Source organism: Paenibacillus mucilaginosus 3016, from assembly GCF_000250655.1.
In the GTDB taxonomy this organism is placed as follows: Bacteria; Bacillota; Bacilli; order Paenibacillales; family NBRC-103111; genus Paenibacillus_G; species Paenibacillus_G mucilaginosus.
This window is the reverse complement of record NC_016935.1, coordinates 5,440,173-5,456,546: the sequence shown is the minus strand read 5'-3', so window position 1 is coordinate 5,456,546 and position 16,374 is coordinate 5,440,173. Positions and strand designations below refer to the sequence as shown.

Genomic DNA, 16,374 nt, shown 5'->3' with positions numbered 1-16,374 from the left:
ACCCATAGATTACATTTTGGAGAATAGGGAGCGTACAACGATGTTTCGTGAATCGGAGAACACAACGGTTATGCCGACTGCCTTGAACTATCAGCCCCTGACGCAGCCCCAGAAGCGGATCTGGTATACGGAGAAGCTCTATCCGGACACCAGTCTGTCCACCATTACGGTAACTGTGAAAATGACGGGATCCGTGGATCTCGGCATTCTCAAACGGGCGATCAACGGAGTGATCGAAGCCAGCGACGCCTTCCGGATGAAGATGACCGTGAAGGACGGCAGCCCTTATCAATATGTGGAAGCATTTTTGGAGAGGGACTTCGAACTGCTTGACTTTTCACAGGAAGAAGAAGCGGCGGCACAGGCAGAGGCATGGGTGCAGGCACAGATTCGCAGGCCCATGGCTATGGTGGAGGCGGACCTGTATGAGATCGTTCTTCTCAAGATCCGTCCGGAAGAATATTGGTACAGTTTCAAAATGCATCATATCGTGACCGACGGAGTAGGCATGATTCTCTCGGTTAACCGGATCTCGGAGCTGTACGAGCGCTTCAGCAAGCAGGAGGGGAATCCGGAAGAGAACAGACCGGAATGGAACGCTTCGTATTTTGAGTTCGTCCAATCCGAGATGAACTATGAAGCCTCCGACCGGTATCAGAAGGATAAGACGTATTGGAATGAGAAATTCCGGACACTGCCTGAAACCACAGGCTGGAAGGTCTATAACCCCGTTACGCTGAGTACCGAATCCATCAGGGAAACCGCAGAAATCTCCGAGGCGGCTTACCGGGGAGCGAAGGCGTTCTGCGAGGAACACAAGGTATCCCTCTTCACGTTCTTCCTGGCGGCTTTCTACATCTATATGCATAAAGTGACCGGGGGCAGCGATATCGCCATCGGCACCGCCTATGCCAACCGGACGACCCGCAAGGAGAAAGAGACGGTCGGTATGTTCGTCAGTACGGTTGCTACACGGGCTGTCGTAGAGCCGGAATCGGAGATCACGGCCTTCATGCAGCAGGTGGCCAAAGAGCAGTCCTCCATCCTGCGTCACCAGCGGTATCCGTACAACAAATTGATCCAGGATCTCCGTGATCTTCACTCGTTCAGCGACGTGCAGCGTCTCTTTGCCGTGAGTGTGCAGTACCGGACGATGAGCTGGCTGCACCCGGAGGGAATCGGTCATGTGATCGACACGCCTTTTGCAGGCGCGACAGGCAATGACTTCGATATTCATGTCGTCGATATGCTGGACGATGACCGTCTGGTGCTGCACATGGATTACCGCATTCACTTGTTCGAGCAGGCGGAAGCCCGGCAGGTCATCTCGCAGTATCTCGCGCTGGTCGATGCGCTTCTTGCGCAGCCGACAGCCAGAATTGTGGACCTGGCATGGACCGGCAGCGGGGAACAGGAACGGATTCTGCATGAATTCAATGACACCCATGCGGAATATGAACGGGAGCAGACGATCCACGGGCTTATCGAAGCGCAGGCGGAGAGGGTGCCGGAGCGTACGGCCGTAGTCTGCGAAGGGAAGAGGCTGAGCTACCGCGAGCTCAACCGCCGGGCCAACAGCCTGGCACGTTCGCTGCGGGACAGGGGCGTGGGACGGGATTCCATCGTCGGCTTGATGGTCGAGCGCTCGGTTGAGATGGTGGTCGGCATGCTGGGCGTGCTGAAAGCCGGGGGCGCTTATGTGCCGATCGATCCCGAATACCCCGAGGGACGCATCCGTTATATGCTGGAGGACTCGGGAGCCGGGCTGCTGCTTGTGAACCGGGGACTGGAGCGGAACGTTTCATTTGGCGGTACGGTCCTTTCATTAGACAGCGAGACGTTATACGAAGGAGACGGAGACCATCCGGAGCCGGTATCGGGTCCTTCCGATCTCGCTTACATCATTTACACCTCCGGGACGACCGGCAATCCCAAAGGGGTTATGGTCGAACACCGCGGGCTTGTTAATCTGCGCACTTATTTCGAAACATCACTTGGCATGACCGAAGATGATGTGGTTGTCCAGTTTGCAAGCTTCTCCTTTGACGCTTCGACCTGGGAGACGCTCATGAGCCTCTTCTTCGGGGCGGCACTGGCGGTTCCAACCTCATCGGATATCATGAACTCGCGGCTGTTCGAGCGCTTCGTTACCGAGCACGGGGTCACGGTGGCGACACTGCCTCCATCGTATGCCGTCTATCTTGAGCCTGCCGCTATGCCGAGTCTGAAGAAGCTGATCACCGCAGGCTCCGCACCGTCCCTCGAGCTCATTCAGAAGTGGAAGGACCGGGTAGCCTATTATAACGCCTATGGACCGACCGAAGATTCCATCTGTTCGACGGTATGGGACTGCAGCAGCGAATGGGTGGAGGGACGTCCGGTATCCATTGGCAGGCCGATCGCCAACCACCAGGTGCTTATCCTGGATGAACAGCTTCGCCTGCTTCCCGCCGGCGTGGCCGGTGAGATGTGTCTGGCCGGCGAGGGCTTGGCCAGAGGGTACCTGAACCGTCCCGAGCTGACGGAGGAGAAATTCATCGCGCATCCGCTTGCCCGGGGAGGTCGTCTGTACCGAACGGGCGACCTGGCCCGGTGGCTGCCGAACGGGATGATCGAGTATCTGGGCCGGATCGACCACCAGGTCAAAATCCGCGGATACCGGATCGAGCTCGGCGAGGTGGAAGCCCAGCTCATGAAGGTACCGTCCGTGCAGGAGTGCATCGTCACCGCGCGTGACGACGAAGCCGGCCAGAAGCAGCTGGCCGCCTACTTTGTGGCGGAGCATACGCTCACGGCCGGCGAGCTGCGGGGCAGCATGGCCAGGGAGCTGCCGGGCTACATGATTCCGGCGCACTTCGTCCAGCTCGAGCAGATGCCCCTCACGCCGAACGGCAAGATCGACCGGAGGGCTCTTCCGGCACCGAGCGCGGAGGTGCAGTCCGGGAATGCCTATGCCCCTCCGCGGACGGATATGGAACGGATGCTCTGCGTCTTGTGGGAGAAGGTACTCGGAGCCGGGAAGGTCGGCATTCACGATCATTTCTTCGAGCTCGGGGGGGACTCCATCAAGTCAATCCAGGTGTCTTCCCGCCTGTTCCAGGAAGGCTACAAGCTGGAATCGAAAGAATTTTTCCAATTCCCGACCATTGCCGATCTGGCTGGACGTGTGGAGCTTCTTACCCGGACGGCAGCCCAGTCGGAAGTTACGGGTGAAGTGGAGCGTACGCCGATTCTGGAATGGTTCCTTCAGGGGGAGTGGACGGACCGCCATCACTTTAACCAGGCGCTGATGGTTCACCGTGCCGAAGGCTTCCATGAGGAGGCTCTCCGCCGGGCGGCTGCGAAACTGGCAGAGCATCACGACGCCCTGCGGATGGTGTACCGCGCTTCGGAAGGCAAGCTGTGGAACCGGGCGGCCGGAGAGGGCGAGCTGTACCGCCTGGACGTTCTGGACTTCCGTCATCTGAAAGACTGCGCACAGGCCATCGAAGAGAAAGCGAACGAGATCCAAGCCTCGATCAACCTTGAAAACGGCCCGCTTCTGCACATGGGTCTGTTCCGCTGCGCGGATGGGGATCACCTTCTGATGGCCATTCACCATCTCGCGGTGGACGGGGTTTCCTGGCGCATTCTCTTCGAGGATCTGGCATCGGCTTACGATCAGGCTCTGGCAGGGGGAGAGCCTGCGCTTCCCCGGAAGACGGATTCCTTCCAGCTTTGGGCACGTCAGCTTCGCGAGTATGCGAACGGGGCCGCTCTGGAATCGGACCGCGCCTATGCCGAACGGATCGCCCGTCTCGAACCGGCGCCTCTTCCGAAGGATCAGGAACAGGAGCATGCGCTCTTGCAGGACAGCGACATGATTACGGTCGTATGGCCGGAGGAGCTCACGAGCCGGTTACTGAAGCAGGCCAACCAGGCCTACGGCACGGAGATTAACGATCTGCTTCTCACGGCTCTCGGTCAGGCGCTTCATTCCTGGTCCGGTCTGGAGCGCGTGCTTGTGAATCTCGAAGGGCACGGCCGTGAAGCTATCGTCGAAGCGGATATCTCCCGCACGGTAGGCTGGTTTACGAGCCAGTATCCTGTTGTCCTGGAGATCAAGGCAGGCGAGAGCCTCGGCACGAGCATCAAACGAGTGAAGGAAGAGCTTCGCAGCGTTCCGAACAAGGGGATCGGTTACGGGATCCTCCGCTACCTTGCTCCACATGAAGGGGACACGCTTTTGGGCATGGAGCCCGAAATCTGCTTTAACTACCTTGGGCAGTTCGATCAGGACCTTGATAACAGTGCGATGCGCTTCTCCCCCTACAGCACAGGGGCATCCGTCAGCGGCCGCAGCAAGCGGAAGTTTGCCTTGGATCTCAACGGGATGATCACCGGCGGGGCATTGACCCTGACGATCAGCTACAGCCGGGGGCAGTACCGCAGCGAGACGGTGCAGGAGCTGGCCGGTTTGCTGCAGGAAAGTCTGCAGGGGATCGTCGAACACTGCTGCGCGCAAGAGCAGCGAGAGCTGACGCCGAGCGATCTCACGCTGAAGGGCGTGAGCTTCGGAGAGCTTCTATCGCTCCAAGAGCGGATTTCCGCCCTTGGCGAGCTGGAGGATGTGTACGGCCTCTCGCCGATGCAGAAGGGCATGCTGTTCCACTCGCTTCTTCACGGGGATGAGGGCGCCTACTTTGAACAGGCTTCCTTCGACGTGCTTGGCCGGTTCCGTCCGGAGGCGTTCAAACGCGCTCTCGATGCGCTTGTAAGACGGCACGGCATCCTGCGTACGAACTTCTTCAGCGGCTGGCTGGAACAGCCGGTACAGGCCGTTCTGCGCAGCCGCAAAGCTGAATTCCGCACTGCGGATCTGCGCGGACTGGGCGAAGCGGAGCTTCAGGAGGCTGTCCGTGCGGCGGCAGAGGCGGACAAGGCGAGGGGCTTCGATCTGGAAGCGGACCCGCTGATGCGCGTCACGCTGCTGCATACCGGCGCGGAAAGCTTCCATGTCCTGTGGAGCTTCCATCATCTGATTATGGATGGCTGGTGCCTGTCGCTGATCATCCGGGAAGTGTTCGAGACGTATTTCGCGGAGCTGGAAGGCCGTGAGCCTGCGCTGCCGGAGGCCCGTCCGTACAGCCGGTACATCAAGTGGCTGGACGAGCAGGACAGCGGGGCGGCCGCCGCTTACTGGGCGCAGTATCTCGAAGGTTACGAGCAGGAAACGTCCCTGCCGAAGTCGGATCTTATCCGCCGTACGGAAGGCTACGAGGTGCGCAAAGAAGCGGTTCTCCTGGGCACGGAGCTTACCGCGAAGATGCAGGCGGTGGCCAGCCGCCACCAGGTGACGGTCAACACGCTGCTGCAGGCCGCATGGGGCGTGCTGCTGCAGAAGTATAACCAGGCGCAGGATGTCGTCTTCGGCTCCGTCGTCTCGGGCCGTCCGGCCGAGCTGCCGGGCGTGGAGACGATGATCGGTCTCTTCATCAATACCGTGCCTGTGCGGGTGGCCTGCGAAGCGGACACGTCGTTCGCCGAACTGCTGAAGCGGACGCAGGAGCAGGCACTGGCTTCCCGCTCTTACGAGTCGTACCCGCTCTATGAAATCCAGGGGCTCACGGCGCAGAAGCAAGATCTGATCAACCATATTCTCGTGTTCGAGAACTACCCGGTCGAGCTGCGCATGGAGCAGGAGGGCGGCGGAGAAGGCTTCACGCTGGCCAACATCTCCATGCATGAGCAGACGAACTATGATTTCAACCTCAACGTCATTCCGGGCGACGATCTGCGGCTGGAGCTGGAATATAACGCCTTGGCCTACGACCGGGCGAACATGCTGCGCATCGGCGGCCATCTTGTGAATGTGCTCGAGCAGGTTACCGCGGATCCGCAGCGCCGTCTGACGGATCTGGAAGTGACGGCGGCAGAGGAAAAAAGAGACCTGCTCGAAGCCTTCAGCGGAACCGGCGCACCGGATGCCTTGGATGTGCCGTTCCATGTGCTGTTCGAGGAGCAGGTCCGGTTGACGCCGGACCACCCGGCCGTGGCGGACGCCGTCCGGGAGCTGACCTACCGGGAGCTCGATGTACGGTCGAATGCGCTCGCGGCGAAGCTGCGGGAGTGCGGCATCGGTCGCGAGCGGCTGGTCGGCATCCTGGCGGACCGCAGCGTGGAGCTGCTTGTCGGCGTGCTTGCCGTCTGGAAGGCCGGCGGGGCGTATGTGCCGCTCGACCCGGATTATCCGGCGGAGCGCATCGCCTTCATGCTCGAAGACAGCGGGGCAGAGGTGCTGCTGACGCAGAACGGCTTGTATGATGTTGCTGCTGACGGAGACGGCGGCCCAGGGCCGAAGCATGTGCTCTGTCTGGACGACCCCTCGCTGTATGCCGGCGCCGAAGATCAGGTTGCAGCCAATATCAACGAGCCGGGTGACCTCGCTTACGTCATCTACACCTCGGGTACGACGGGCCGTCCGAAGGGCGTCATGATCGAGCACCGCAGCCTCGTCAACACCGCCCTCGCTTACCGCAGGGAGTACAGGCTGGCGGAGTTCCCTGTTCGGCTCCTGCAGCTGGCGAGCTTCTCGTTTGACGTATTCACGGGCGATATGGCTCGTACGTTGATCAACGGCGGCACGATGTTCATCTGCCCGAAGGAGGACCGTATCGATCCCGAGCGGCTCTACGGCTGGATTCACGGACGTCAGATTACGATCTTCGAGTCGACGCCGGCGCTCATCATCCCGTTCATGGAGCATGCGGCGGCCGCCGGACTCGACATGTCGTCGCTGCGGCTGCTCATCACTTCGTCGGATTCCTGCGGCGTACGGGATTACCGCGCCCTGCAGGAGCGCTTCGGCTCGCAGATCCGCATCATCAACGCGTACGGCGTCACTGAAGCGGCAATCGACTCCAGCTTCTATGACGAACCGCTGGAGAAGCTGCCGGAAGCGGGCAATGTGCCGATCGGCCGGGCCTATCTCAACGCACGCTTCTATATTCTGGGCAGCGGGCTGAAGCCGGTACCGGTCGGCGTGGCCGGCGAGCTGTGCATCGGCGGACCGGGCGTGGCGCGGGGCTACCTGAACCGTCCGGACCTGACGGCGGAGAAGTTCGTTGACAACCCGTACGTCCCCGGCGAGAAGCTCTACCGCACCGGCGACTCGGCCCGCTGGATGGCGGACGGTCACGTGGATTTCATCGGCCGGATCGACCACCAGGTCAAGATCCGGGGCTACCGCATTGAGCTCGGCGAGATCGAGACCGTGATGCTGCGCTTCGGCGGCGTGCGTCAAGCGGTGGTTGTGGACCGGACCGACGGGCGCGGCCAGAAGTACCTGTGCGGCTATGCGGCCTCCGGCGAAGCGCTGGACCTTGGGGAGCTGAAGAGCTACCTGGCGCAGTCGCTGCCGTCCCACATGGTGCCGGCCCGGCTCCTGCGGCTGGAGCGCCTGCCTCTGACGCCGAACGGCAAGATCGACCGCAAAGCGCTGCCCGAGCCGGCGGCGGAAACGGGCAGGGGATCGGACTTCGTGCCTCCGCGCAATAGCGCCGAAGAAATGCTTGCCGGCGTATGGCAGGCGGTACTGGGCGTCCGGGAGATCGGCATCCAGGATTCGTTCTTCGAGCTGGGCGGCGACTCGATCAAGTCGCTGCAGGTCTCATCCCGTGTCCTGCAGGCAGGCTACCGTCTGGAGATGAAGGACCTGTTCCAGTATCCGACCATCGCCCAGCTCAGCGGCAGACTGAAGGCGGCCGTGACCCTCGCGGAGCAGGGGGAAGTGGCGGGCGAAGTGCCGCTTACGCCGGTGCTCGGCTGGTTCTTCGAGCAGGGCCATGAGGCCATGCATCATTACAACCAGGCGATGTTCTTCCGCCGGGAGGCGGGCTTCGAAGAGGAGGCGCTGCATCGTACGGCGGCCAAGCTGGCTGAGCATCACGATGCGCTGCGGATGGTGATCCTTCCAAACGGAAGCGGGGAGGCCGGCGGATACTCGCTGCGGATCCGCCCTGTGAACGAAGGGGAGCTGTACAGCCTCGATGTCACCGATGTGAGAGGCGAAGCGGATCCGGCCCCGGTGATCGAAGCCAAAGCTCATGCCATCCAGGCGGGAATCTCGCTGGAGGGCGGGCCGCTCTTCAAGCTCGGACTGTTCCGCTGCGGCGACGGAGACCATCTGCTCGTCGTGATTCACCACGCAGCGGTGGACGGCGTGTCGTGGCGCGTGCTCATCGAAGACCTCGCTGCCGGCTATGAGCAGGCGGTCCGGGGAGAGCCGATCCGCCTGCCGAAGAAGACCGACTCGTTCAAGGCGTGGGCGGAGCGTCTGACCGCTTACGCGGACAGCCCGGCCATGGAAGCGGAACGGGCGTACTGGCAGACGGTCGAAGAGGGCGGAGCGTCCCCGCTGCCGAAGGACCGGGAGACCGGCGGCCGTACGCGGCAGCAGGACAGCGAGCTGCTCAAGATCACGTGGAGCGGCGTCCGCGAGACGGAAGCGCTGCTGAAGCAGGCGCACCGCGCCTACGGCACGGAAGTGAACGACCTGCTGCTGGCGGCGCTCGGCAGAGCGGTGCGCGCCTGGAGCGGATTGGACCGTGTGTTTGTGAACCTGGAGGGCCACGGGCGGGAAGCGATCCTGGAGGATACCGATATCACCCGTACGGTGGGCTGGTTCACGTCCATGTTCCCTGTCCTGCTCCAAGGCGGGGAAGATCTTGCCGTCGGGCAGGAGATCAAGCAGGTCAAGGAGACGCTTCGCCGCATCCCCAACAAGGGCATCGGCTACGGCATCCTCCGGTATGCATCTTCACGCCGGGCGGAAGCGCCGCTTACCGTGCAGCCGGACATCTCTTTTAACTATATGGGACAGTTCGACCAGGACTTCGAACAGGGCGGCTTCACCCCATCGCCATACAGCGAAGGCTTGCATGTCAGCGGTGAGGCATGGATGGAGTTTGCGCTGGATCTGAACGCCATGGTCACCGCCGGCGAGCTCGAGCTCTATATCCGCTACAGCCGGGACATGTACCGCGGGGAGACGATCGATGCACTGGCGGGGCTTCTCCGCAGCTCGCTGCAGGAGGTGCTGACGCACTGCCTGGCGCAGGAGCGTACCGAGCTGACGCCGAGCGATGTGCTCCTGCATGGCGTCGGAGCCGGCGAGCTCGAGCAGCTCACCCGGCAGACGGCGCACGTCGGCGAGCTCGAGAACGTCTATGCGCTGACGCCGATGCAGAAGGGGATGCTGTTCCACTCGCTGATGCATCCGTCGGAAGGGACTTATTTTGAACAGGCCTCCTTCGATCTTACGGGTGCCTTCGACCTGGATACGTTCCGTCAATCTCTGGATAGCCTTGTCCAAAGGCACGAAGCGCTGCGGACCAACATCCACAGCGGGTGGCGGGAAGAACCGGTGCAGGTGGTCTACCGCCGGCGGGAGCCGGACCTGCGTTACGAAGACCTCCGCGGTCTGGAGGCCGGAGAGCGGGAAGCTGTCCTGGCATCTCTGGCACGGCGCGATCTCGAGATGGGCTTCGATCTGGCGCAGGATGCGCTGATGCGCGTAACCGTGCTGCAGACAGGCGCTGCGTCGTACCGCTTCATCTGGAGTCATCACCACCTCATCATGGACGGCTGGTGCATGTCGCTGATGACGAAGGAAGTGTTCGACACCTACTTCGCTCTCCGGGAAGGCCGCCGTCCGGCGCTTCCGGCCGTTACGCCATACAGCCGGTATATCGACTGGCTTGAGCGGCAGGACCGCGGGGAAGCGGCGGATTACTGGAAGACATACCTGGAAGGCTATGAAGCGGTCACGGGGCTTCCGGCGGACGATGAGCTGCCGGCAGGCGGCAAAGATTACGTGCCGGCACGGATGGACTTTACGCTGGGCCGGGAGCTGACGTCCCGGATCGAGAAGACGGCCAGAGGGCAGCAGGTGACCGTGAATACGCTCCTGCAGACCGCCTGGGGACTCATCGTCCAGAAGTACAACGGCGCAAGGGATGCCGTCTTCGGCTGCGTCGTATCGGGTCGTCCGGCGGAGATTGCCGGCGTGGAGGGGACTATCGGCCTCTTCATTAATACCATCCCGGTGCGCATCCGTGCCGAAGGAGCGGAGCGCTTCGCAGATGTGGCGAAGCGGGTGCAGGAGGAGGCTCTGGTTTCCAACCGCTTCGAGACGTTCCCGCTGTACGATATCCAGTCCCTGTCCGGCCAGCCGGACCTCATCGGCCACATCATGGCCTTCGAGAACTTCCCGGTGGAGCAGGAAGTGGAGAGCATCGGCAGCGGCGGACGGGAGACCTTCCGGATCTCGGGTGTGGAGTCGACCGAGCAGACCAACTTTGATTTCAACCTGATTTTCATCCCTGGTGAAGAGCTTGGCGTCCGTTTCTCCTATAATGCGGCCCGCTTCAGCGAAACGAGCATGAGGCGCATGCGCGGGCACCTGTCGCACGTGCTGGCCCAGGTTTCGGCGAATCCGGTGATCGCGGTGGATGAACTGGAGCTCGTCACGCCGGAAGAGCGGGAGCTGCTGCTCGGCACCTTCAACGATACCCGTACGGATTACCCAAGGGAGAAGACGCTGCATGCCCTCTTTGAAGAATTCGCGGTGTTTACGCCGGATGCAGTGGCGCTGGTTCACGAAGGCGGCGAGCTGACGTATGAGGCGCTGAACCGGCGGGCGAACCGCCTGGCCCGGACACTGGCCGCCTCGGGCGTGACGGCAGGCTCTCTTGTGGGGCTGCTCACCGAGCGTTCCGCCGAGATGATCGTGGCCATCCTGGCGGTGCTCAAAGCCGGGGGAGCTTATGTGCCGATCGATCCGGAATATCCGGAGGAGCGGATCGAGTATATTCTCTCGGATTCGGAGGCGAAGCTGCTGCTGACCCACAGGGACCTTCAGGGGCCGGCAGGCTGGACAGGCGCGGTGCTCCGTCTGGATGACGAAGCTTCGTATGCCGGTGACGATACGAATCCGGGGACTGCCGTGAATGCCGGCGATCTTGCTTATGTGATGTACACTTCTGGAACCACCGGCAGGCCGAAAGGCAACCTGACGACCCACCGCAATATCATGCGGATCGTCCGGAATACGAACTACATCGAGATTACGGGCGGGGATACGCTGCTTCAGCTCTCGAGCTATGCGTTCGACGGATCGACCTTCGATATCTTCGGGGCGCTGATGAACGGGGCGAAGCTGGTCCTCATCTCGAAGAGCGAAGTGCTGGATATGGACAAGCTGTCCGGCATCATTGCATCGCAGGGGATCTCCGTCATGTTCATCACCACGGCTCTGTTCAACGTGCTTGTGGATGTGAACCTCGGCAGCCTGGCCTCGGTGCGCAAGATTCTCTTCGGCGGGGAGCGCTCGTCGGTCACCCATGTGCGCAGGGCGCTGGAGTACCTGGGGCCTGATCGGCTCATTCACGTCTACGGACCGACCGAGAGCACCGTATACGCCACATATTATCCGGTGAACGAGCTGCCGGCCGAAGCGGCGACCGTGCCGATCGGTTATCCGGTGAGCAACACGAGCGCCTACATTCTCGGCGAAGGAAACCGTCTGCTTCCGGTCGGCGTGACGGGAGAGCTGTGCATCGCAGGCGACGGATTGGCCCAAGGCTATCTGAATCAGCCGGAGCTGACCCGGGAGAAATTCACCGGGCATCCGTTTGCCGCCGGCGAGCGGATGTACCGGACCGGCGACCTGGCGCGCTGGCTGCCGGACGGCTCGATCGAATTCGAGGGACGGATCGACCATCAGGTGAAGATCAGAGGCCACCGGATCGAGCTCGGCGAGATCGAAGCCCAGATCATGAAGCTGCCTTCCGTACTGGAAACGGTCGTGGTGGCCCGTGAGGACGGAGGACCTTCGAAGCAGCTTGCAGCCTACGTCGTGGCCGAAACTCCGATGACCTACAGCGAGTTCAAGAACCGGCTGGCGGCCGAACTGCCGGGATATATGATTCCGGCTGCACTCGTGCAGCTGGAGAAGATGCCGCTGACGCCGAACGGGAAGATCGACCGCCGTGCGCTGCCGGCGCCGGAGATCAGCCGGAATTCCGGGGCGGCGTATGCCGCCGCAAGGAACTCAGCCGAGGAGGCGCTCGTCTCCGTTATGGCTTCCGTGCTGGGTGCCGGGCAGGTCGGCATTCACGATAATTTCTTCGACCTCGGCGGGGATTCCATCAAGGCGATTCAGGTGTCCTCGAGGCTGCTGCAGGCCGGCTACAAGCTGAACATGAAGGATCTGTTCCAGTATCCGACCGCAGAACAGCTGGCCTCCCGCCTGACGGCGGCAGGACGCCTGTCCGATCAGCGGGAAGTGACCGGGGAAGTGAGGCATACGCCGATCCTGCACTGGTTCTTCGAGCAGGAGCAGGTGCAGCCGCACCACTTCAACCAGGCGGTCATGCTGCACAAGCCGCAGGGCTTCCAGGAAGCGGCGCTTCGCACCGCCCTGGACCAGGTGGCAGCGCATCATGACGCGCTGCGGATGGTGTTCCGCCAAGTAGCCGGCGGATATGAAGGCTGGAACCGCCCGGTGAAGGGCGAAGAACTCTACACCCTGGAGACGGTCGACTTCCGGGGAGCGGAGGACGTCGCAGCACGGGTGGAAGCCAAGGCCAGCGAGATTCAAAGCGGCATCGATCTCGAACGCGGACCGCTGATGAAGCTGGGGCTGTTCCGCTGCGATGACGGGGACCACCTGCTCGTGGCGATCCACCACCTGGCGGTGGACGGCGTATCGTGGCGCATCCTGTTCGAGGATCTTGCCTCGGGGTTCGAGCAGGCCCTCGCCGGAAAGCCGGTCCGGCTGCCGGCCAAGACCGATTCGTTCCAGCTGTGGGCGGACCGTCTCGCGGTCTACGCGGGCGGCAGCGAGCTGGAGCAGGAGCGGGCCTACTGGCAGGAGATCCTTGCGGCGGAGGAAGAACCGCTGCCGAAGGACAGGGCACGCGAGGGTCTTCCGACCGTGGAAGAGTCCGAGACCATCACGGTCTACTGGACGAAGGAAGAGACCGAGCAGCTCCTGAAGCAGGCGCCAAGGGCTTATCACACCGAAGTGAACGACCTGCTGCTGACGGCGCTCGGCATGGCGGTTCAGTCCTGGACCGGCCGGGACCGCATCCTCGTCAACCTCGAGGGCCACGGCAGGGAGGACATTCTGCAGGGAGCGGACATCTCGCGCACGGTCGGCTGGTTCACGACCCAGTTCCCTGTGCTGCTGCAAGTGGGGGCTGATCTTCCGCTCGGCCGCCGGATCAAGACGGTGAAGGAATCGCTGCGCCGCATTCCGAACAAAGGGATCGGCTTCGGCCTCCTGAAATATATGTCGGCCTCCTCCGAGGGCCTGAACGGTCCGGAGCCGGAGCTCAGCTTCAACTATCTCGGCCAGTTCGACCAGGATCTTGAACAGAGCGGCATGCGCTTCTCGCCGTACTCCATCGGGGACGTGGTCAGCCGGAAGACGACGCTGAAGTACCCCGTCGATGTCAGCGGGATGATCTCCGGCGGTGTGTTGGAGCTTACGATCCGCTACGATGGTCCGTCCTACCGCAGAGAGACGATGGAGCGTTTGGCTGAGGCGCTGCGGTCCAGCCTGCAGGAGGTCATCGCGCACTGTGCCGGCAAGGAGGGCACGGAGCTGACGCCGAGCGACGTTCTGCACCCGGGCCTGACGGTGGAAGAACTCGAGGCGCTGGAGGAAGGCGTGCGCCACCTCGGCGGACTGGAGGATGTCTACCCGCTGACCCCGATGCAGAAAGGGATGCTGTTCCACAGCCTGATGGATGCAGGCTCGGGGGCCTACTTCGAGCAGGCGACCTTCGACCTGCACGGCGGCTTCCGTCCGGAGCTCTTCGAGCTCAGTCTGGACACCCTCGTGCAGCGGCATGCGATCTTCCGCACGAACTTCCTGGCCGGCACGGGCAGCGAACCGCTGCAGATCGTGCTGCGCAGCCGGAAGGCGGGCTTCCGCTATGAAGATCTGCGGGGCCTGCCTGTGGAAGAACGAGAAGCTTACGCGGCGGACTTCCTGCGGGAAGACAAGGCAGCAGGCTTCCGCCTCGCCGAAGATCCGCTGATGCGCGTGACGATCCTGCAGTTGGATGCGAACCATTTCCGTTTCGTCTGGAGCTTCCATCATATGCTGATGGACGGCTGGTGCCTGTCGCTGATGACCGGCGAGGTGTTCGAAGGCTACTTCGCGCTGGCGGAGGGCCGGGAGCCGGTACTTGCTCCGGTTGCCCCGTACAGCCGATACATCGAGTGGCTCGGGAAGCAGGACGGTACGGAAGCCGCCGATTACTGGGGCGGCTATCTGGAAGGCTACGAAGGGATGACTCTCCTGCCAGGCGCCCGCACGCCGGAGCCGGAGGAGGCTTACCGGGCGGATAAACGGATCTGCCTGCTGGACGAGGAATTGACGGCCAAGCTGGATCGCACGGCGAAAAAGTACCAGGTCACCGTCAATACGGTCATACAGACGGCATGGGGCATCCTGCTGCAGCATTACAACAACTCCCGCGATGTAGTCTTCGGCAGCGTGGTGTCGGGCAGACCTTCGGAGATTCCGGGCGTCGAGCGGACGATCGGGCTGTTCATCAATACGGTGCCGGTCCGGCTGCGGAGCGAAGCTGGGGAGACCTTCGCCGGACTCCTCCGGCGGACACAGCGTGAGGCTCTTGCTTCGAAGGACTACGAGACGTACCCGCTGTTCGACATTCAAGCGCGCACGTCGCAGAAGAAAGACCTCATCCACCATATTACCGTGTTTGAGAACTATCCGGTGGAGCAGCAGGTCGAACAGCTGGGCGGAGATCAGCATGGCTTCACGATCACCGGCGCGCAGGTGGCCGAGCAGACGAACTACGATTTTAACCTGGTCATCATGCCGGGCGCGCAGCTGCGGATCGACTGCGAATTCAATGCGGCGGTATACGACAGAGAGACGATTGAACGCATTCAGGGCCATCTCGTCCAGGTGCTGGAGCAGGCGGCCGGGAATCCAGAGCTACGACTGGAAGAAATGGAAGTGCTGACGGAAGCCGAACGCGGACAAATCCTCGGCGCATTCAACGACACCGCGGCCGAGTATCCGCAGAAGGCGACCATCATCTCCCTGTTCGAAGAGCAGGCGGCGCGGACGCCGGAACGCATCGCGGTGCTGTTCGAAGACGCGTCGCTCACCTACGGGGAGCTCAATGCCCGCGCGAATGCACTGGCCCGCACGCTGCAGGCGGCCGGCATCGGACCGGATGCGAGAGCGGCGGTCATGACCGAGCGGTCGCTCGAGATGATCGTGGGCATCTACGCGATCCTGAAGGCCGGCGGAGCCTATGTGCCGGTGGCGCCCGATTATCCGGAGGAGCGCATCCGCTACATCCTTGAGGATTCGGGCTCGAAGGTGCTGCTCACGCAGGAGCGGTTCCTGGCGGCCGTGCCTCAGGAGTACGACGGAGTGGTCGTGAATCTGAACGACCCGAATGTGTACGGCAGCGATGAGTCTAATCTTGCGCTTGTCGCAGGACCGCAGGACGCGGCCTATGTCATCTACACCTCCGGTTCGACCGGCAAGCCGAAGGGCGTCCTGATCGAGCACACGTCGGCCGTGAACCGCATCCTGTGGATGCATGAGAAGTACCCGATCGGCCCGGACGACACCATCCTGCAAAAAACGGCGTTCACCTTCGACGTGTCCGTCTGGGAGCTGTTCTGGTGGGGGATGGTCGGCTCCAAGGTGTGCCTGCTGACACCTGGCGGGGAGAAGAACCCGGCGCAGATCCTGGAGGCGATCGAGCGGTACGGCATTACAACGATGCACTTCGTGCCGGCGATGCTGCACGCGTTCCTTGATTATGCGGAAAGCCTGCCGGCTGACGAGGCGGCGGTTCAGCTTGCCAGCCTCAAACAAGTGTTCGCCAGCGGGGAGGCCCTGCCGCCTCAGCATGTGGCGCGCTTCCAGGCCAGCGTCTCGAAGGTGCGCGGCGCGCGGCTCATCAACCTGTACGGTCCGACGGAAGCGACGGTCGACGTCTCGTACTTCGACTGCGAGCCGGACGGGACCTATGCAATGGTGCCGATCGGCCGTCCGGTCTGGAACACGAGGCTGTATGTCATGAAGGAAGGCACGACCCAGCTGCAGCCGGTCGGCGTGGCGGGCGAGCTCTGCATCGCAGGGATCCAGGTGGCGCGAGGCTATCTGAACCGGCCGGAGCTGAATCAAGAGAAGTTCGCCGCCGACCCGTTCGTGCCGGGGGCCCGCATGTACCGCACCGGGTGACCTGACGCGCTGGCTGCCGGACGGGAACATCGAATATCTCGGACGGATCGATCACCAGGTCAAAATCCGCGGCTACCGCATCGAGCTCG

Annotated in this window: 1 protein-coding gene; it reads left to right on the top strand. The window is 62.3% G+C overall.

Translation table 11 applies throughout. The features are described from left to right. Positions 1 to 40 precede the first annotated feature (40 nt). Positions 41 to 16,285, top strand: coding sequence for a non-ribosomal peptide synthetase (locus tag PM3016_RS22260; protein ID WP_051044995.1), 16,245 nt, complete (start codon positions 41 to 43; stop codon positions 16,283 to 16,285). The last annotated feature ends 89 nt before the right edge of the window (positions 16,286 to 16,374 follow it).

Coding starts and splice junctions, on each gene's coding strand:
- PM3016_RS22260 (WP_051044995.1), top strand. CDS start 41: ATGTTTCGTGAATCGGAGAACACAACGGTTATGCCGACTGCCTTGAAC.